The sequence below is a fragment of the Nitriliruptor alkaliphilus DSM 45188 genome (assembly GCF_000969705.1).
GTDB classification, from domain to species: Bacteria; Actinomycetota; Nitriliruptoria; order Nitriliruptorales; family Nitriliruptoraceae; genus Nitriliruptor; species Nitriliruptor alkaliphilus.
The window spans coordinates 4083582-4102124 of sequence record NZ_KQ033901.1 but is presented as its reverse complement, the minus strand read 5'-3'; the positions used below and the strand labels follow the sequence as shown (position 1 = coordinate 4102124).

The following is an 18543-nucleotide window of genomic DNA, read 5'->3' as shown; positions in this document are numbered from 1 at the left end:
CGTGCCGCTCGCGCGGCGCGGTCGTCGGTCTCGCCTCGGAGCCCGAGCGTGCCCGACCCTGACGTCATCGTCAACGATCCGTGTCGGCCGGGGGCCCGTCCAGCCGGTGCGGCCGACTACGGTCGCCGCACGTGACAGGGAGGAGCGAGCCGTGCCCGACGTCCCCGACGTCCCCGACGCGCCCGTGGTCCCGCGCACCTCGCGGGGCGAGCGCACCCGGACCCGCCTACGGGATGCGGCCCGCCAGGTCTTCGCCGAGCGTGGGTACGCCGCCGCGCGGGTCGAGGACGTCGTCGCGGTCGCCGGTGTCAGCCACGGCACCTTCTACACCTACTTCACCAACAAGGCGGGGGCGCTCGACGCGCTCATCGACGAGACCGCCCGCGACCTGCAGGCGGTGGTCGAGGAACCGTGGGACGGACCGGACGCGGCCCAGGCGATCGCGGCCGTGATCGAACGGTTCGTCGGCGTGTTCGCCGAGCACGCCGACGTGATGAGCACCTGGCTGGAGGCGTCGGCGCACGAGCCGCACTTCCGCCAGCGCCTCCGCGAGGTCCGTGGCGGCTACATCGCCCGGGTCGCGGAGCAGCTCGACCCGGCCCTCGCCGGCACCGGTCACGACCCGTCGGTGGCCGCGGCCGCGTTGGTGGCGATGGTCGAGGGCTACGCGACGCAGGGGCTGCGCGCGGACGACGATGCCGACCGCGCGTCGCGGACCCGGACCCTGGCCGCCCTGTGGTTCGGTGGCCTGCTCGGGCTCACCCAACCCTCGTCCACCTGACCGGCTGGCTCGCCAGGGTCACCGGGTTCACCCGTCGATGGCGCGGATCAGGAAGGTCGCCATCTGCCCACGGGTGACGGTGTCGTCCGGGCAGTACCGGTGTGGCGCGCAGCCGGTGGTGATGCCCGACGCCGCGAGCCGCTCGATCGCCCCGGCGTGCGGCCCGCCCCGAACGTCACCGAACCGCGGTCCCGTGCCGCTGGTGGTGACCCCGAGGTCGAGCGCGCGATCCAGGAAGCTGGCCATCTGGGCGCGGGTGACGGTGTCGGCCGGGCAGTAGCGCCCCGACCCGCAACCGGTGGTGATCCCCGAGGCGGCCAGCTGCGCGATGGCCGGCGCGTGCGGGCCCCCGGCCACGTCGTGGAACCGTGGGGGAGCGTTCCGCTGCGGCGGATCGAGCGCACGCACGAGGAAGGTGGCCATCTGGGCGCGGGTGACGGTGTCGGCCGGGCAGTAGCGCCTCGGTGCGCACCCCGTGGTGACACCCATCTCCGCCAGCTGCCCGACCGCCGCCGCGTGGGGCCCGCTCACGTCGTCGAAGAGCGGCGTGCTGGTCGTCGCCCCGTGGGTGATCGGCACGTCGACGGTGCGCGTCCGGCCGTGGCTGTCGGTCGCCGTGACCTGCAGCGTCGTCGCCCCGAGCGGGACGGCACCGAGGTCGAGCGGGATGCCGAAGCGTGAGACCGCGGTGCCGGACAGGGCCAGCGAGCCGACGGTCACCCCGGCCGCACGGGCCCGCACCCGGACCAGGCCGCAGTCGTCGGTGGCCGAGAGGGTGAGCCGCGCCCCGTCCTGGACGGCGGCGCCGGCGGTGGGCGCGTGGACGACGAGGTTCGGTCGCTGGAAACCGCCGCTCATCAGGGGGCAGACGTCGAGGCGTCCGCTGGCGACGTACGGCAGCGGGACGCTCGTCGCGGTGAGGGAGGTGCGCAGGCCGACGGCGTCGGCTGGTCGTCCCGCCGCGCGTGCGAGGGCCAGGGCGCCGCTGACGACCGGTGCGGCGGCGGACGTCCCGCAGTACCACCGTCCGTCGGTGGGCGCGTGCGGGTCCGAGACCCGGTAGCAGCCCGGTGCGGCGACGTCGACCCACGGCCCGTGGTTCGACCAGGCGTACCGGGAGTCGTCCCGGGCGCTGCCCGCAACGCCGATGACACCGGCGTCCCCGGCCGGCAGGGCACCCACGTCGCTGCCGGCGTTCCCCGCCGAGGCCACCACCGGGACGCCGGCCGCGGCCGCGCGCGCCACGGCGTCGGACAGGTAGCGCGGGCTGGCCGTCCCGGCGCCGCCGCTCGCCGAGATGCTGATCACGTCGGCGCCGAGGTCGATCGCGGCGTGGATGCCGTTGGTGATGGACGACAGGGAGCCGCGGCCGTCCGCGCCGAGCACGCGGATGGGGAGCACCACGCAGCGGGGACAGACCCCGACGGCTCCGAAGCCGTCGCCACGGGCGGCGGCCACGGTCAGGGCGCTCATGGTGCCGTGGCCGTGGGGGTCGCCGCGGCCGTCCACCGTGCCCGCGAGCGCGTCCCAGCCTGTCCGGAGCCGTCCCGCGAGTTCGGGGTGTGGCTCCACCCCGGTGTCGAGCACCGCTACGACGATCCTCGGACCCTCGGTCCGTGCCCAGGCCGTCTCGAGGTCGAGCACCTCGGCCGCCCAGTTGCTGGCGTGGAGCGGGTCCCCGGCATCGATGCTGACGGGGACGTCGTCCTCGACGGCGACGACGTCCGATCGGGCCTCGAGGGCAGCGGCGCCGGTGGCGGTGACCTCCGCCGTGATCGCCGGGCCGCCCGGGGCGTCACGACCGGGGTGGACCTCGACGCCGGGGAGGCGATCGAGCACGTCGGGGTCCGCAGTGGTGGTGACCACGACCGTCCGGGCGCGCGAGGTGGCCGTGGTGCCGGCGTCGGCGGAGGCGCGACCGGGGATCACGGCGAGCAGCAGGACGGCGGTGGCCAGCAGGAGGCGGAGCAGGGGCGCTCGGACCGTGCGAAGCGTCGAGTCGCGTCGGGCCATCCGTGGACCTGTCCTTGACGGGCGGTGGGTGCCGCTCACCTCGTCCGTGAGGTGTCGCGCCCCCCGTCGGCACATCCCCCGCCGTCTCAACCGGTGTCCGGCGTCCCGGTGCGCCGGCGCACCGTGCCGGCTCCGATCTGGCTCCGATCTGGGCCCCACTTCGCTCCACCATCTCCGCCACAGAGGCGCCGCGAGCCGGCTCCCCGGCGTGATCCGAGGCCTGACATCGCCTGCGGTGCGCCACGGGGCGTGTGAAGGGAGCCGTGAAGAAACGCTTCTGACCTGCGAGAACACCGACGGGCCCGTTGACCGACCCCACGAGGTGCCGTAGAGTGGAGCGAAGTGGAGGGACTTCCCAACCGGGGGAGCCCACGACGCACACGACGGATGCCGTGTTCCTCGGAGAGCACCAGCACACGCTGGACGCGAAGGGTCGGGTCATCCTCCCTGCCCGCTTCCGGGAGCGGCTGTCGAGCGGGTTGGTCTTCGCGCCCTCCCAGGACCGTTGCATCGACGTCTACCCCCTGACCGCCTTCGAACGACGCGTGGAGGAGCTCCGTGCGCTGCCCCGGGAGGACCAGCGGGCTCGCCTCTACCTGCGCGTGTTCCTCGCAGGTGCCCACGAGGAGAAGCCCGATGCCCAGGGCCGTGTGGTCATCCCGACCCGGCTCCGCGAGTACGCCGCGCTCGACAAGGACCTGACCATCAACGGCGCGGACGAGAAGGTCGAGATCTGGGACCGCACGGCCTGGGACACCTACCGCGGTGCCGCCGAGGACGCCTTCGCCAACCTGGACGTGCCGTTCAACCTGCCCGTACCACCGGCGGTCGGCTCGTGATCCGCCCCACCGCCTGGATGATCCCCACCGCCCCCCGGATGATCCCCACCGCCCCCCGGATGATCCCCACCGCCCCCCGGATGATCCCCACCGCCCCCCGGAACCCTGCCGAGGAGAGCTCCGTGCTGCGCACCGTCAGCGACCTGCTCGCCGCCGTCCAACTGCTGCCGCCGACGGCGCGGGCCGAGGCGCACGCCCGCATCGACGCCGCCCTCGAGGGCGACGCCCGGACCTGCCGGGCCGCCCTCGGGATGCTCGCGCTCGACCTGGTGCCGGCTGCGGCTGCCGCTGCAGCCACGGCACCGGCCGACGCCCGCGACCTCGAGGTCCGCGTGCACGTGGTCGACCTCGATGCCCTGCCCGCCCGCGCGACCGCCTGAGCCGAGAGGTGCCCGTGTCCGCCGCCCAGCGCCACCACGTCCCGGTCCTGTTGGACCGGATCGTCGCGCTGCTCGGGGACGCCCCCGAGGGGCCGATCGTGGACGCCACGCTCGGTGCGGCTGGGCACGCCCGGGCGGTGCTCGAGGCCCGGCTCGCCCGCCACGGCCGGGCGTCGCTGGTCGGCCTCGACCGCGACCCCCTGGCGCTCGAGCTGGCCGCCGACCACCTCGCGGACCTCACGGACCGTTCGAACGTCGACGTCCACCTGGTGCGGACGCGTTTCGACGGGCTCGCCGCAGCCCTCGACCGCCTCGGCATCGAGCAGGTGGCCGGGGTGCTGTTCGACCTCGGTATCTCGTCCATGCACGTCGACCGGGCGGAGCGCGGGTTCTCCTACCGCCAGGACGGCCCGCTCGACATGCGGATGGATCCCGACGGCCCGACCACCGCGGCCGACCTCGTCAACGACCTGCCGGTCGACGAGCTGGCACGGATCCTGCGGCGGCTCGGTGAGGAACCGATGGCCGACCGCATCGCGCGCGCCGTCGTCGCGACCCGTCCCCACACCTCGACCACCGCCTTCGCCGCGGTCGTCCGTGATGCGATCCCGGCGGCGCGACGCCGCACCGGCGGTCACCCGGCGACCCGCACGTTCCAGGCGCTGCGCATGGCGGTCAACGGCGAGCTGGACGCGCTCGAGGCCGTCCTGCCCGACGCCCTCGCCCGGCTCGCCCCCGGCGGCGTGTGCGTCGCCCTCAGCTACCACAGTCTGGAGGACCGCGCGGTCAAGCGGGCCTTCGTCGACGCGGCTCGCGGGTGCACCTGCCCCCCGGGATTCCCGGTGTGCGCCTGCGGCCGCGTCCCCCTCGTCGAACACCTCGTCCGCAGGATCGAACGGCCGAGCGCCGCCGAGATCGCGGACAACCCCCGGGCGTCGGCCGCCCGGATGCGGGCGGTCCGCCGCCTCGACACCCGCACGCCCTTCGACCCCGATCCCGACCGTGAGGTGCCCCGATGAGCGCCATCGTCGGCCCCGCACGCGCCCGTCGCGGGGTCACCCCCACCGACCGCCCATCCGGTGCCCGCCCGCCCGGAGCCCGCCCGCACCTGCGTGTCGTCCAACCCGCACGACCCGTCCCGACCCTGGTCTACGCGCTGCTGACCATCGTCGTGCTCGCCGGCGCGATCTTCGGCACGGTGACCCTCAACGCCCTCGCGGCCGCGCACGCCGTCGAGAGCCGTGCTCTCGAAGCGCGGGTGGCCGAGGGTGAGCGCGCCTACGCCCAGCTGCTCGCCGACGTGGCCGCGCTCGAGGACCCGGCCCGGATCCGGGCCGCAGCCGAGGACCTCGGGCTCGTCCCGGCTGGTCCCTCGCGCCACCTGACGCTGCAGCGCGCGCTGCCGGCCGACGGCGCCGTGACCGAGACGTTGCCCGGCGACGCCGCCGACCCGCTCAAGCCCGTCCTGTCCGCCGACCGCTAGACCACCACGAGGCCCCCCACGTGACCGAACCCCGCCGCCTGGCCCTGCGCCCTCGTCGTCCCATCGCCCCGCGATCGGGGGCCAGGACGATGGTGCACCGGCTGCGGTGGATGCTCGGTGTGTACCTCCTGGTCGCCCTGCTCGTGGTCGGTCAGCTGATCCGCATCCAGCTCGTCGACACTCCGGGGTACGCCGACCTCAGCGCCTCACAGCGGGCCCGGATCATCGAGCTGCCGGGGGACCGTGGCCGGATCTACGACCGCGAGGGGGACGTGCTGGCGACCACGGTGCAGGCCGCGACCATCTACGCCGACCCACGGGCGTTCCGCCCGCGGCAGACGCCCGAGGGGCTGCAGGTCCCGCCGGCTGCCGATGCGATGCAGACCGCGAACCAGCTCGCCCCCCTGGTCGGCCGCAGCGCGGAGGACCTCGCCGAGCGGCTGACCACCGACGCCCACTTCGTCTACCTCGCACGGCAGCTCGACCACGAGGTGGGGGTGACCGTCCGCGAGCTCGGGCTCGAGGGTGTGGGCGTCCTGGCCGAGCCGAAGCGTGTCTACCCGGCCGGTGGTCTGGCCGGTCAGGTCGTCGGCTTCACCGGCATCGACGGTGAGGGGCTGCAGGGACTCGAGGCCCGCTACGACGACCTGCTGGTCGGCACCCCGGGCCTCCTGACCCTCGAACGCGCCCCGGGCGGTCTCGACATCGCCTCAGGCACGCGCGAGCTGATCCCCTCCGAGCCCGGCACCGACCTCGTCCTGACCCTCGACCGCGAGGTCCAGTACGTGGCCGAGCGTGCCGCCGCCGACGTCACCGAGGAGTTCGGCGCCGAGGGAGCATCCGTGGTCGTGCTCGAGGTCGCCACGGGCGACGTGCTCGCGATGGCGTCGGTGCCGTCGTTCGACCCGAACCAGCGGGGTGACGCCGACGCCTCGACCTGGCGCAACCGGGCGGTCACCGACGTGTTCGAGCCGGGTTCGACCCAGAAGGCGCTGACCATCGCCGCTGCGATCGAGGAGGGGCTGGTCCACGAGGACAGCGTCATGCGCCTCCCGACCGGCATCACGGTCGCGGGCAAGCGGTTCACCGACGCGACCCCGCAGCCGGAGGCCGACTGGACCCTGACCGAGATCATGGAGCGCAGCTCGAACGTCGGGACCATCGAGCTGGCCCAGCGCCTCGGCCCCGAGCGGCTCGAGGCCTACCTGCGCTCGTTCGGCGAGGGGTCCTCGACCGGCACGGGCTTCCCGGGGGAGTCCGCCGGTCTCCTGATGCCTTCCGAGGACTGGTGGGGGACCTCGCTGCCCACCATCGCGATCGGGCAGGGGGTCGCGGTCTCGCTGGTGCAGTTGGCGAACGCCTACGCGACCCTCGCCAACGACGGGGTCGCGGTGGTGCCCCGCATCGTGCGCGGCACCGTCGGCGACGACGGACGTCTGACCCCCGCTGCCGACCCGGTCGAGCGGCGCGTGGTCTCGGTCGACACGGCCGAACAGGTGCAGCGCATGCTCGAGACGGTCGTGTCCGGGGAGCACGGCACCGGCCACCGAGCGGCCGTCGAGGGCTACCAGGTCGCCGGCAAGACCGGGACGGCCCGCAAGCCCAGCGCGGACGCCCGTGGGTACTCGGGCGAGTACGTGGCCACGTTCGTCGGCTTCGCACCGGTCGACGACCCGGCCCTGGTGGTCGCCGTGATGGTCGACGAGCCGCGGCCCTTCTACGGCAGCATCGTGGCCGCGCCGGTCTTCAGCGAGGTCATGCGCGCTGCGCTCGCCAGCCGACGGATCCAGCCGGACGGCAGCGCCCTGACGCTCGACGACTCGATGCTGGCGGCCCGCGAGGCGCAGCGCGCCGCTGCCGAGGAAGCATCGGCCCAGGCCGCCGGGCCCGAGCACCGCTGACCGAGCAGGGACGGCCCGGCGGGGGGCCGTGCGGCCGCCTGGGGTGCACGGAACGGCCCCCCGTGGCCGTTACGCTCCGCCGGCGGGGGGCTGCCCGGCACCTGCCGTCCCCGTCCTGCCCTCCCGACCCGTCCGTTCCTGTCCGTCCCTGTCCAGACCCGACCGGAGCTGCCCGTGCCCGCCGCCCTCTCCGCCGTCGCCGACGCGCTGCCCCAGGCGCGCCGTGACGGCGGTGACGCGGACGTCGTCGACGCGACCCACGATTCGCGGCAGGTGGCGCACGGGTCGCTGTTCTGCTGCGTTCCGGGCAGCCGGGTCGACGGCCACGACCACGCGCCGAGGGCGGTCGAGGCCGGCGCCAGCGGGCTGCTCGTCGAGCGCTGGCTCGACCTCCCCGTCCCGCAGGTCAAGGTGCCCTCCGTCCGGGCCGCCATCGGGCCGGCCGCCGCGGTGGTGCACGGCCACCCGAGCCACGAGCTGACGGTCGTCGGGGTGACCGGCACCAACGGCAAGACCACCACCACGGCGCTGCTCGAGGGAGCCTTCGCCGCCGCGGGTTGGGGCACCGGCGTCATCGGGACCGTGGCGACCCGCATCCACGGTGACGTCGTCCCCGGCGTGCGCACGACCCCCGAGGGCACCGACCTGCAGCGTCTGCTCCGCACGATGTGTGACCGGGGCGTCGCCGGCGTCGCCATCGAGGTCTCGTCCCACGGGCTGGACCTGCGACGCGTCGACGGGACACGGTTCACGGTCGCGCTCTACACCAACCTGTCGCAGGACCACCTCGACTGGCACGGGTCCATGGAGGCCTACCTGGCGGCCAAGGCGCGGTTGTTCACCCCGGGCCTCAGCACCCGGGGGATCGTCCACCTCGACGGCCCGTGGGGCCGTCGCCTCCGGGACGTGGCCGAGATCCCGATCACCACCTTCGGGGTGGACGAGGACGCCGATCACCGGGTCACGGAAGTGACCACCGACATCAGCGGTGGGCGCGCGGTGGTGGTGAGCCCGGAGGGCCGCGAACTCGAGGTGCGGACCGGTCTGCTCGGTGATTTCAACGTCACCAACGCCATCGGCGCGGTGCTCGCCGCCGAGGCCGCCGGTGTCCCGATCGATGCCGCTGTCGAGGGCGTCGCCGCAGCCAGCGGCCCGACCGGCCGCATGGAGCGCGTCGAGGCCGGTCAGCCGTTCACGGTCCTGGTCGACTACGCCCACACCCCGGACGCGCTCCGGGAGGTCATCGCCGCCGTCCGCGACGTGCTCGATCCCCGCGGTCGCGTCCACGTCGTGGTCGGCTGCGGCGGCGACCGCGACCGAGGCAAGCGTCCGGCGATGGGCGATGCCGCGATGACCGCCGACGTGGCGGTGCTGACCTCCGACAACCCGCGGAGCGAGGATCCGCTCGAGATCCTGGAGGCGGTCGAGCGCGGGGCCCGCGCGGCCCTCGCCGCCGGCGTCGAGGCCGAGCTGCACGTCGAGGTCGACCGCCGTGAAGCCATCGCCACAGCGCTCGCGGGTGCGGGCCCCGGGGACGTGGTGCTGCTCGCCGGCAAGGGGCACGAGACCGGTCAGGAGTTCGCCGACCGGACCGTGCCCTTCGACGACCGCGAGGTGGCGCACGAGCTGCTCCGCCGAGCGGTCGCGGGACGTGGGGGACGCCGGTGATCGAGCTCTCCCTCGCACGCATCGCTGCGGCCACCGGCGGTCGGGTCGTCGGCGACCCCGAACGGACCGTCGACGCCGTCGCCACCGACTCGCGGACCCTGCCCGCCGGCGCCACGCTCTTCGTCGCGCTGCGTGGTGAGCACGCCGACGGTCACCGGTTCGTCGACGCTGCGGCGCACGGGGGTGCCGCCGCGGCCCTGGTCGAGCGCCCCGTGGACGGCATCGACGCCGTGGTGGTCGACGACACCTGGCGGGCGATCCGCGACCTCGGCGTCGCGGTCCGCCGCCAGGTCGCCCCGACGGCCGTGGCGATCACCGGTTCGGTGGGCAAGACCACCGTCAAGGACCTCACCGCGGCGGCGGTCGGGGCGGGGCGTCGGGTGGCCGCTGCTCGCGGTTCGTTCAACAACGAGCTCGGTGTGCCGCTGACCCTGCTGACCCTGCGCGAGCACGACGAGGTCCTCGTGGCCGAGATCGGAGCCCGGCACGTGGGGGACATCGCCGACCTGGCCCCGCTGGTCGCGCCCGACGTCTCGGTCGTCACCGCCGTGGCGGGCGTGCACCTGGAGATCTTCGGCTCCATCGAGGCCATCGAGCGTGCGAAGGGCGAACTGGTCGAGGCGCTCGGACCGGACGGCCTCGCCATCCTCAACGCTGCGGACCCCCGTGTCCGGGCGATGGCTGCCCGCGCGCCGGCGGCCCTGACGGTCGGGGCGCCGGGTGCGGACCTGACCGCCGAGGACGTGACGCTCGACGCGTCGGCCTACCCCCGTTTCACCGCGCGCACCCCGTGGGGCAGCGCCGAGGTCCGGCTCGCGACCCCGGGGCGGCACCAGGTCGGCAACGCGCTGCTGGCCCTGGCCGTGGCGGGCCACCTCGGCGTGGACCTGACCGCGGCAGCCGCTGCCCTCGGGGGGGCGACCATCAGCCCCTGGCGAGGTGAGGTCACCCGGCGCGGCGGCCTCACCGTCCTCAACGACGCGTACAACGCCAACCCGACCTCGGTCATCGCCGCGCTCGACACGCTGACGGCGCTCGCGGCCGGGACCCGGACCGTGGCCGTGCTCGGCGAGATGGCCGAGATCGGTCCGACGTCGTCCGTGGAGCACGCGCGCGTCGGCGCCGAGGTGGCCGGGCGCGGCATCGACCGGCTGGTCGTGGTCGGTGTGCACGCCGCGCCGCTCGCCGACGGTGCCGTCGACGCCGGTATGGCGCCGGAGTCGGTCGTGACCGTGCCGGACGCGCGTGCCGCAGCCGAGCACCTCCTGTCCGACCTCGCGGCCGGCGACGTCGTGCTGGTGAAAGCGTCCCGGGTGGCCGGGCTCGAGCAGGTGGCCGACCGGCTCCTCGCCGACGACGCCGTGGAGGTCGACCAGCCGTGATCGCGATCCTCATCGCCGGTGCCGTCGCGGGTGGGCTCGCGCTCATCGGCACGCCCCTGGTCATCGCCTACTTCCGGACCCGCGGGTTCGGGCAGCCCATCCGCGAGGAGGGCCCCGAGGCCCACCAGTCGAAGGCGGGCACGCCGACGATGGGGGGCACGGCCATCGTGCTGGCTGCGGTGGTGGCCTACCTCGTCGCGCACATCGGCAACACCGAGTTCACCGCGACCGGTGCCCTGGTGCTGTTCACGTTCGTCGGGATGGCGGTCGTGGGCTTCGCCGACGACTTCATCAAGGTGCGTCACCGTCGCAACCTCGGGCTCAACAAGACCACCAAGTTCACCGGGCAGGCGATCATCGCGGCCATCTTCGCCTTCGCCGGGCCGGCCTGGGCCGGGGTCGACCAGAACATCTCGGTGGTCGGGTCGATCGCCGTCGACCTGCCGTCGTGGGCGTTCTTCTTCTGGGTGTTCCTGCTGCTGGCCGGCGCGTCCAACGCCGTCAACCTCACCGATGGTCTGGACGGGCTCGCGGCCGGCTCCGGCTCGCTGATCTTCGGGGCGTACACGCTCATCGCGTTCTGGATGTTCCGCAACCCCGAGGCCTACCTCTTCCTCGAGATCGGCGACGCGCTCGACGTCGCGATCATCCTGGCTGCCGCCACCGCGGCGTGCGCCGGGTTCCTGTGGCACAACGCGCCACCGGCGCGCATCTTCATGGGCGACACCGGCTCGCTGGCCCTCGGGGGGCTGCTCGCCGCCGTCGCCATCGTCACCGGCACCCAGATCCTGCTCGTGCTGCTCGGCGCGCTCTACGTCCTCGAGACCCTCTCGGTCATCGCCCAGGTGGCCGTCTTCCGCACCACCGGCAAGCGCCTGTTCCGGATGGCGCCGATCCACCACCACTTCGAGCTGCTCGGGTGGCAGGAGACCACCATCATCGTGCGCTTCTGGATCATCGCCGGGATGGGCGTGGTGACCGGCCTCGGCGCCTTCTACAGCGAGTGGTTCGGCCGGGCCGGTGGTCTGCAGTGAGCGCGCCCACCGACATCACCGACGGGTCGCCGTCCGGCGCGCCGGTACGCCCCGGCGGCCTCGCGCGTCTGCGACAGCGGTGGCAGCCGGGACCCTGGAGCCGGGAAGCCACCGCACTGACGGTGGTCATCGCCGTGCTGACCATCGTCGGGCTCGTGATGAGCTTCTCGGCGTCCTTCGTGGACGCCGCCCAGGACGGCGACCCGTTCGGGGTGTTCCGGCGCCAGCTGGTCTGGGTCGCCCTCGGGGTACCCGCCTTCGTGCTCACCGCGGGCCTCGACCACCGCATCTGGCGGCGGCTGGCCTGGCCGATGCTGCTCGGCTCGGTCGTCGGGCTCCTGCTCGTGCTGACCCCCGTCGGCGTGGAGCGCTTCGGGTCCACCCGCTGGCTCGGCTTCGGCCCGCTCGTCGTACAGCCCACCGAGATCGCCAAGCTCGCCCTGCTGCTGTGGCTCGCCGACGTCCTCGAGCGCAAGCGACCGAAGGACGGTGCGCTGCAGGCCACCGACCATTTGCTGATCCCGGCGCTGCCCGCCTTCGGGGTCCTCGCCGTCCTGGTGCTCCTGCAGCCGGACCTCGGCACCACGGTGCTGCTCGGCCTGATCGTCGGGGCCGTCCTGTGGGTGGAGGGACTGACGGGCCGGATCGTGGGCTCGCTGCTGGCCCTGTCGGCCTTCGCGGTCGCGATCCTGGCGGTGGTCGAGCCCTACCGGTTCGCCCGCATCGCCGGCTGGCTGCACCCCGAGGACGATCCGCTCGGCAGCGGCTTCCAGCTCCTGCAGAGCTGGTACGCCATGGCCGACGGCGGGCTGTTCGGGCACGGACTCGGCAGCGGCCGTGGCAAGTACAACTTCATCCCGAACCCCGAGACGGACTTCATCTTCGCCATCGTGGGCGAGGAGCTCGGTCTCGTCGGTGCGGTGATCCTCGTCGGGTTGTTCGTGGCGGTCCTCCACCTCGGGCTCAAGATCGCCTACCTCGCCGAGGACCCGTTCGGGCGCACCATCGCAGCCGCGATCACCGCGTGGATCGTCGGGCAGGCGTTCATCAACATCGCCACCGTCATCGGGCTGCTGCCGATCACCGGTGTGACCCTGCCGCTGGTGTCCGTCGGTGGCTCGTCCCTGGTCTCGACCCTGGTGGCGCTCGGGATCCTGGTGGCCGTCGCCCGCCGTCCCGAGGCGCCACCGGTCCGCCAGCGCGCGACCGGACCTCGCCCCCTCGCCCCGCCCTCCGGAGGCCGATCGTGACCCGTCGTGTCCTCGTCGCCGGTGGTGGGACCGCGGGCCACGTGTTCCCCGCGCTCGCGGTCGCCCGCGCGCTCACCGTCCTCGACCCTGGTATCGAGCCGGTGTTCGTCGGGGTGCCGGACCGTCTCGAGGCCGATCTGGTGCCCGCCGCGGGCTTCCGCATCCACCACGTGGACGCGGTGGCGGTCCCACGCCGCATCTCGACCAAGCTCCTGCGTCTGCCGGGGGCCGTGCGGTCCGCGGTCCGTCGCTGCGAGGAGATCGTCGAGGAGGAGGGTGCCCTCGGCGTGGTCACCTTCGGTGGGTACGTCTCGTTCCCGGTCTCGTGGGCCGCGGCGCGGCGTGATCTGCCCCTCGTGATCCACGAGCAGAACGCCGTGCCGGGTCTGGCCAACCGGGTGTCGTCCCGGTGGGCCGACCGCATCGCCGTCACGGTGCCGGGTTCGGCCGACCGGTTCCGTCGCGCCGAACGGGCCGCCGTCACGGGCAACCCCGTCCGCCAGGAGGTGCTCGAGCTCGACCGCGCGGCGCGTCGGGCGGCCGCGCGCGAGCGGTTCGGCCTGCAGCCCGACCTGCCGACGCTGCTGGTGTTCGGGGGCAGCCAGGGGGCGCGCCAGCTCAACCGGGCGATCGTCGACGCCCTGGCCCGGTGGCGCACCGACCGGCTCCAGGTCCTGCACGCCGCCGGTCGCAGCCTCTTCGCCGAGTCGGCGGCCGCCTGGGAACGGGCTCGCGCATCGGCCGGAGGCGGGCCGACGTCCCGGCTCGTGGACTTCATCGACGACATGTCGGACGCCTACGCGGCCGCCGACGTGGTCGTGTGTCGCGCGGGCGCCACCTCGATCGCGGAGCTGACCGTGCTCGGCGTCCCCGCGGTCCTGGTGCCCTACCCGCACGCGACGGGCGACCACCAGACCCGCAACGCCGAGGCGCTCGCCAACGCCGGTGGTGCGGTGATGGTGTCCGACGACGAGCTCGACGGTGCCAGCCTCGTCGCAGCCGTGGAGCCGCTGCTCACCGACCCCGAGCGGCACGCTGCGGTCGCCGCCGCCGCCCGGGCGTTCGGCCGGCCCGATGCCGCCACCAACGTCGCGCGGCTCCTGCTCGACCTGCTCCCCGCGACCCGGAAGCAGCCCGACGACCCCGAGGGCTCGACGTGAACGACACGCTCCACACGCCACGCCGTGTCCACCTCGTGGGCATCGGTGGTGCTGGCATGTCCGGTATCGCCCGGATCCTGCTCCAGCGCGGTCACCTCGTGTCGGGATCGGACCTGCGCGAGGGGCGGGCGCTCGCCGAGCTCCGGGCCCTCGGTGCGGTCATCCACGTCGGCCACGAGGCCGCCAACCTCGGCGACGCCGACCTGGTGGTCACCTCGACGGCCGTCCCACCCGACAACCCTGAGCTCGTCGCCGCACGCGACCAGGGGCGGACGGTCCTGCGGCGAGCGCAGATGCTGGCCGAGCTGATGGCGGGGGAGCGGGCGGTCCTGATCGCCGGGACCCACGGCAAGACCACCACGACCTCGATGGCGGTCGTGGCCCTGCAGGCGGCCGGCCGCGATCCGTCGTTCGCGATCGGAGGCTCGCTCAACGAGTCGGGGACCAACGCGCACGCGGGCACCGACGGGGTGTTCGTCGCCGAGGCGGACGAGTCCGACCGCTCCTTCCTGGTGTACACCCCGGACCTGACCGTGGTCACCAACCTCGAGCTCGACCACCCGGAGGAGTTCACCGACGAGGAGGCGGTCGATGCCGCCTTCGACGCGTTCCTCGCCCGGCGCGTCCCCGGATCGACCGCGTGGCTGTGCCTGGACGATCCGGGGACCCGGCGGCTCGCGGAGCGGCACGACGACGTGGCGACCTACGGCACCGACCCCCGTGCCGACGTCCAGCTCGTGGTGGGACCCGCGGACGTGCACCGCGTGCGCCGTAACGGCGAGGACCTCGCGTCGCTGGAGCTGGCCGTCCCCGGACGCCACAACCTGCTGAACGCCACCGCGGCGATCGCGGTGTGCCTGGACCTCGGCGTCGACGTGGCCGCGGCTGCCCGGGGGCTGACGCGTTTCACCGGTGCGGCGCGCCGGTTCCAACGGCTCGGCACGGTCGGTGGGGTGCAGGTCGTCGACGACTACGCGCACCACCCGACCGAGCTGCGGGCGACGCTGGCGGCCGCGCGCGCCGGGTCGCCGGGGCGGGTCGTGCTCGTGGTCCAGCCGCACCGCTACTCGAGGACCCAGGTGCTCGGGGCCGAGCTCGGCCGCGCCGCCGCAGGAGCGGACCTGGTGCTCGTGACCGACGTCTACGGGTCCTCGGAAGCCGCCGTGCCGGGGGTGACCGGCCAGCTCGTGGCCGATGCCGCGTCCGCTGCGGGAGCCAACGTCAGCTACGTGCCCTACCTCACCGAGGTGGTCGACCGGCTGGCCGAGATCGTCCGGGACGGTGACCTGGTGCTCGTGACCGGCGCTGGCGACGTGACCCAGGTCGGGCCCGCGTTGCTGGCACGCCTGGACGGAGGGTCGTGACGAGCCCGGCCGCACCGGACGGAGTCGACGACCCGCTCGTCTCCGAGCTGCGCGCTGCCGGGGTCACCGGCGCCGTGCACCCGGGGTCGTCGCTCGCGGAGCTGACGACCCTCCGCGTGGGCGGGCCCGCGCGGGCGTTGGTCGTCGCCGATCGGGACGCGGACCTCGCGGGCGTCGGCGCGGTCTGCACCACCCGCGGCCTGCCGTGGCTCGTGGTCGGACGCGGCTCCAACCTGCTGGTCGCGGACGCCGGCTGGCCCGGGGTCGCGATCACCCTCGGACGTGGGTACCGCGGTGTGGAGATCGAGGGCACGAGAGCCCGGCTCGGTGCCGCCGAGCCGCTGCCGACCGTCGCGGTCCGGTTGGCGGACGCGGGGCTCGGCGGTGCCGCCTGGGCCGCCGGGGTCCCCGGCACCGTGGGTGGGGCCGTGCGGATGAACGCCGGAGCCCACGGCGGTGAGGTGGCCGACCACCTCGTGGAGATCGACCTCGTGCGCCTGCGGTCCGGGACGCGCGAGACGTGGCCCGCTGCGGCGTGCGGTCTGAGTTACCGCGCCAGCGAGCTTCCCGACGATGCCGTGATCGTCGCGGCCACGTGGGACCTGACCCCGGCCGAACGCGACGTGGTCCGCGCCGAGATCAAGGCCGTCCGTGACTGGCGCCGTGCACACCAACCCCTCAGGGATCCCAACTGTGGTTCGGTGTTCGCCAACCCGCCGGGTGACTCCGCCGGGCGCCTGATCGAGGCCGTCGGGGCGAAGGGGCTGCGCATCGGGGGTGCCGAGGTGTCGACCAAGCACGCGAACTTCATCGTGACCCGTCCCGGTGCTCGGGCCGAGGACGTCGTCGCGCTCATCGCCACGGTGCAGGACCGCGTCGCTGCGGCCCACGGTGTGCAGCTCCGTGCCGAGGTCGTCGTCGTGGGAGCGGCGGGTGGGAGCCCCGGCGGCGGAGGCCCGCGGTGACGGCCGGTGCGCCGCCGCCCGGTGACCGTGGCAGCGGTGGCCGGATCGATGATCGCATCGCCGAGCGCCGCCGGGAGGTCCGCCGCGAGCGCCAGGTGGCACGGCGACGTCGCACCCTCACCACGGTGGGGGTCGTGCTGCTGCTGGTCGCGATCTGGGCCGTCGAACGCAGCCCGCTGGTCGGGTTGGAATCGATCGAGGTCGTCGGGACCGATCGGTTGACCGAGGACGACGTCCTCGAGGCCGTCGATCTCGAGCTCGGCACCTCCACGCTGCGGCTCCGTCTCGGTCGGGTCGAGGAGCGTGTGGAGGCGCTCGCACTGGTGGCGACGGCCGATGCACGCAGGCTCGACCCGCTCCGCGTCCGGATCGAGGTGGTCGAGCGCGTGCCGGTCCTGGTCGCCCGCGGGGACGGACGGGAACTCCTGGTCGATCGCACCGGCCTCGTCCTCGCGCCCGGCAGCGTGGACGGCCTCCCCGCGGTACGCCTCGCCGAGGCGCCGCCGCCCCCGGGGGAGCGGGGACCGGACCGTGGGCCGCTGGCCGAGGCCGTCACCGCGTGGCGCGGGCTGTCCGGCCCCCTGCGCGCCGAGGTCGTGCGTTACGACGCCCGGGAGGCGGGGGAACTCGACCTGGAGCTGCGGTCGGGGGTGACGGTGCGGTTCGGCCGGGCCGAGCGCATCGACGAGAAGGTCCGAGCGCTGGGGGCGGTGCTCGAGGACGTGGGCGACACACCCGTGTCGACGATCGATGTGCGCGCCCCTGCACGACCGGTCGTCGTGCCCTAGCCCGATCACAGGATCCGCCGAACCAGGCCTCGGTTCTGCGGATCCCGGCCGCTAGCTGCGGTCGTGACCGGTTCGGGGGGTGTCCGCACCGAGGTTCCCGGGGTCTCCGTGACGGACGGACGTGTCGGGTGCTTGACCCTCCTCCGCCGACCCGTCTAGCGTCCGCCGCCACACCGAGGTTGACATAACTATCGACCTCTACTTGAGGTTCAGGGTTGCCGTCACCGCCCCTCGCCGGGGGGCACCGCCGGCCCCGGAGGACCCCGAGCGAACGACCCGGAACAGCCCAGAGCACCCCACGAACACCCCACGAACACCACCGACCGTGGTGCACCGCCGAGGCGGTGGGAGGGACAGACGCATGGCCGCCAGCCCGAGCAACTACCTGGCCGTGATCAAGGTCGTCGGCATCGGCGGCGGTGGCGTGAACGCGGTCAACCGCATGATCGACGCCGGCCTGCGCGGTGTGGAGTTCATCGCCATCAACACCGACGCCCAGGCGCTGTTGATGTCGGACGCCGACGTGAAGCTCGACGTCGGTCGTGAGCTGACGCGCGGTCTCGGCGCGGGCGCCGATCCGGACCTCGGCGCCAAGGCGGCGCAGGATCACCGCGACGAGATCGTCGAGGTCCTCAAGGGCGCCGACATGGTGTTCGTCACCGCCGGTGAGGGTGGCGGTACGGGGACCGGCGGTGCGCCGATCGTGGCCCAGGTGGCCAAGGAGCTCGGGGCGCTCACGATCGGTGTCGTGACCCGCCCGTTCACCTTCGAGGGACGTCGCCGTTCCGCGCAGGCCGAAGAGGGGATCCGTCAACTCAAGGACGAGGTCGACACCCTCATCGTCATCCCCAACGACCGTCTGCTGCAGATCGCCGACGGCGAGACCTCCGTGGTCGAGGCCTTCTCGCTGGCCGACGAGGTCCTCCTCCAGGGGGTGCAGGGCATCACCGACCTCATCACGACGCCGGGGCTGATCAACCTCGACTTCGCCGACGTGCGCACCGTCATGCGCGATGCGGGCAGCGCACTGATGGGCATCGGCAAGGCGCGGGGCGACTCGCGTGCCCTCGAGGCGGCGCAGCTCGCGATCAGCTCGCCCCTCCTCGAGGCTTCGATCGACGGCGCTCGCGGCGTGCTGTTGATGCTCGCCGGTGGTTCGAACCTCGGTCTCTTCGAGGTCAACGAGGCCGCGGACGTCATCACGCAGGCCGCCGACCCGGACGCGAACATCATCTTCGGTGCGGTGATCGATGACTCGCTCGGTGACGAGGTCAAGGTCACCGTCATCGCCGCCGGCTTCGACAAGGCCACCCCGCTCGAGCAGCACGGACAGTTCGTGCAGCGTGCGCCCGAGCCGGCGGCGCCCTCGATCGGGCTGATCGACGAGGACGAGGACGACCAGGACGAGGTCTTCCGTGCGGACCCGCAGCGACGAGGGGGTTCCGAGCGCATCGTGGTCGACGCGACCGACGCGACCGACGAGGGCGACGACGGCCTCGACGTGCCGTCCTTCCTGCGCTGAGCAGCGGCGGGGA

The 18543-nt window shown here is 74.0% G+C and carries 16 protein-coding genes; 15 read left to right on the top strand and 1 reads right to left on the bottom strand.

Translation table 11 applies throughout. From position 1 onward, the window contains the following. Window positions 1–151 precede the first annotated feature (151 nt). Window positions 152–781 carry a TetR/AcrR family transcriptional regulator gene (locus NITAL_RS18955; protein ID WP_052667707.1) on the top strand — a complete coding sequence of 210 codons (630 nt, stop codon included), beginning with the start codon at window positions 152–154 and terminating at the stop codon, window positions 779–781. 27 nt (window positions 782–808) lie between these two features. On the opposite strand, the gene NITAL_RS18950 is transcribed toward NITAL_RS18955, so the two are convergent. Then, window positions 809–2794, bottom strand: coding sequence for a S8 family serine peptidase (locus NITAL_RS18950; protein ID WP_052667706.1), 1986 nt, complete (start codon window positions 2792–2794; stop codon window positions 809–811). 392 nt (window positions 2795–3186) lie between these two features. On the opposite strand from NITAL_RS18950, the gene mraZ reads away from it, so the two are divergent. The 14 genes from mraZ (at window position 3187) to ftsZ (ending at window position 18530) form a co-directional block, all read left to right on the top strand. Continuing rightward, complete coding sequence (mraZ, locus tag NITAL_RS18945; protein ID WP_052667705.1) at window positions 3187–3633, top strand: division/cell wall cluster transcriptional repressor MraZ; 447 nt, start codon at window positions 3187–3189, stop codon at window positions 3631–3633. 122 nt (window positions 3634–3755) lie between these two features. Then, a complete protein-coding gene (locus NITAL_RS18940) occupies window positions 3756–4013 on the top strand; it encodes a hypothetical protein (protein WP_052667704.1) in 258 nt (85 codons plus the stop codon). A gap of 14 nt (window positions 4014–4027) precedes the next feature. Beyond that, on the top strand, window positions 4028–5032 hold the full coding sequence (gene rsmH, locus NITAL_RS18935) for a 16S rRNA (cytosine(1402)-N(4))-methyltransferase RsmH (protein WP_052667703.1): 1005 nt from the start codon (window positions 4028–4030) through the stop codon (window positions 5030–5032). After that, complete coding sequence (locus tag NITAL_RS18930) at window positions 5029–5496, top strand: hypothetical protein (RefSeq protein WP_052667702.1); 468 nt, start codon at window positions 5029–5031, stop codon at window positions 5494–5496. The genes rsmH and NITAL_RS18930 overlap by 4 nt, the downstream gene beginning before the upstream one ends. A 20-nt stretch (window positions 5497–5516) precedes the next feature. Beyond that, window positions 5517–7397 (top strand): peptidoglycan D,D-transpeptidase FtsI family protein, encoded by a 1881-nt coding sequence (locus tag NITAL_RS18925; protein WP_052667701.1) that lies wholly within the window; start codon window positions 5517–5519, stop codon window positions 7395–7397. Between the two features lie 174 nt (window positions 7398–7571). Continuing rightward, the gene (locus NITAL_RS18920; RefSeq protein WP_052667700.1) at window positions 7572–9065 is read left to right on the top strand and encodes a UDP-N-acetylmuramoyl-L-alanyl-D-glutamate--2,6-diaminopimelate ligase; all 1494 of its coding nucleotides are present in this window, start codon (window positions 7572–7574) and stop codon (window positions 9063–9065) included. Further along, window positions 9062–10447: a UDP-N-acetylmuramoyl-tripeptide--D-alanyl-D-alanine ligase gene (locus tag NITAL_RS18915; RefSeq protein ID WP_052667699.1), complete on the top strand. Its 1386-nt coding sequence runs from the start codon at window positions 9062–9064 to the stop codon at window positions 10445–10447. Before NITAL_RS18920 ends, NITAL_RS18915 begins: the two co-directional genes overlap by 4 nt. Next, window positions 10444–11481 (top strand): phospho-N-acetylmuramoyl-pentapeptide-transferase, encoded by a 1038-nt coding sequence (gene mraY, locus NITAL_RS18910; protein WP_052667698.1) that lies wholly within the window; start codon window positions 10444–10446, stop codon window positions 11479–11481. The genes NITAL_RS18915 and mraY overlap by 4 nt, the downstream gene beginning before the upstream one ends. Then, window positions 11478–12731, top strand: a complete 1254-nt coding sequence (gene ftsW, locus NITAL_RS18905; RefSeq protein WP_052667697.1) for a putative lipid II flippase FtsW — start codon at window positions 11478–11480, stop codon at window positions 12729–12731. The genes mraY and ftsW overlap by 4 nt, the downstream gene beginning before the upstream one ends. After that, window positions 12728–13891, top strand: a complete 1164-nt coding sequence (gene murG / locus NITAL_RS18900) for an undecaprenyldiphospho-muramoylpentapeptide beta-N-acetylglucosaminyltransferase (RefSeq protein WP_052667696.1) — start codon at window positions 12728–12730, stop codon at window positions 13889–13891. Before ftsW ends, murG begins: the two co-directional genes overlap by 4 nt. Then, window positions 13888–15255 (top strand): UDP-N-acetylmuramate--L-alanine ligase, encoded by a 1368-nt coding sequence (gene murC, locus NITAL_RS18895; protein WP_052667695.1) that lies wholly within the window; start codon window positions 13888–13890, stop codon window positions 15253–15255. The genes murG and murC overlap by 4 nt, the downstream gene beginning before the upstream one ends. Further along, window positions 15252–16220 (top strand): UDP-N-acetylmuramate dehydrogenase, encoded by a 969-nt coding sequence (gene murB / locus NITAL_RS18890; protein WP_052667694.1) that lies wholly within the window; start codon window positions 15252–15254, stop codon window positions 16218–16220. Before murC ends, murB begins: the two co-directional genes overlap by 4 nt. Next, the gene (locus NITAL_RS18885; RefSeq protein WP_052667693.1) at window positions 16217–17008 is read left to right on the top strand and encodes a cell division protein FtsQ/DivIB; all 792 of its coding nucleotides are present in this window, start codon (window positions 16217–16219) and stop codon (window positions 17006–17008) included. The genes murB and NITAL_RS18885 overlap by 4 nt, the downstream gene beginning before the upstream one ends. A gap of 361 nt (window positions 17009–17369) precedes the next feature. Next, entirely contained in the window at window positions 17370–18530 is a 1161-nt protein-coding gene (gene ftsZ, locus NITAL_RS18880) for a cell division protein FtsZ (protein ID WP_052667692.1), read from the top strand. Window positions 18531–18543 lie beyond the last annotated feature (13 nt).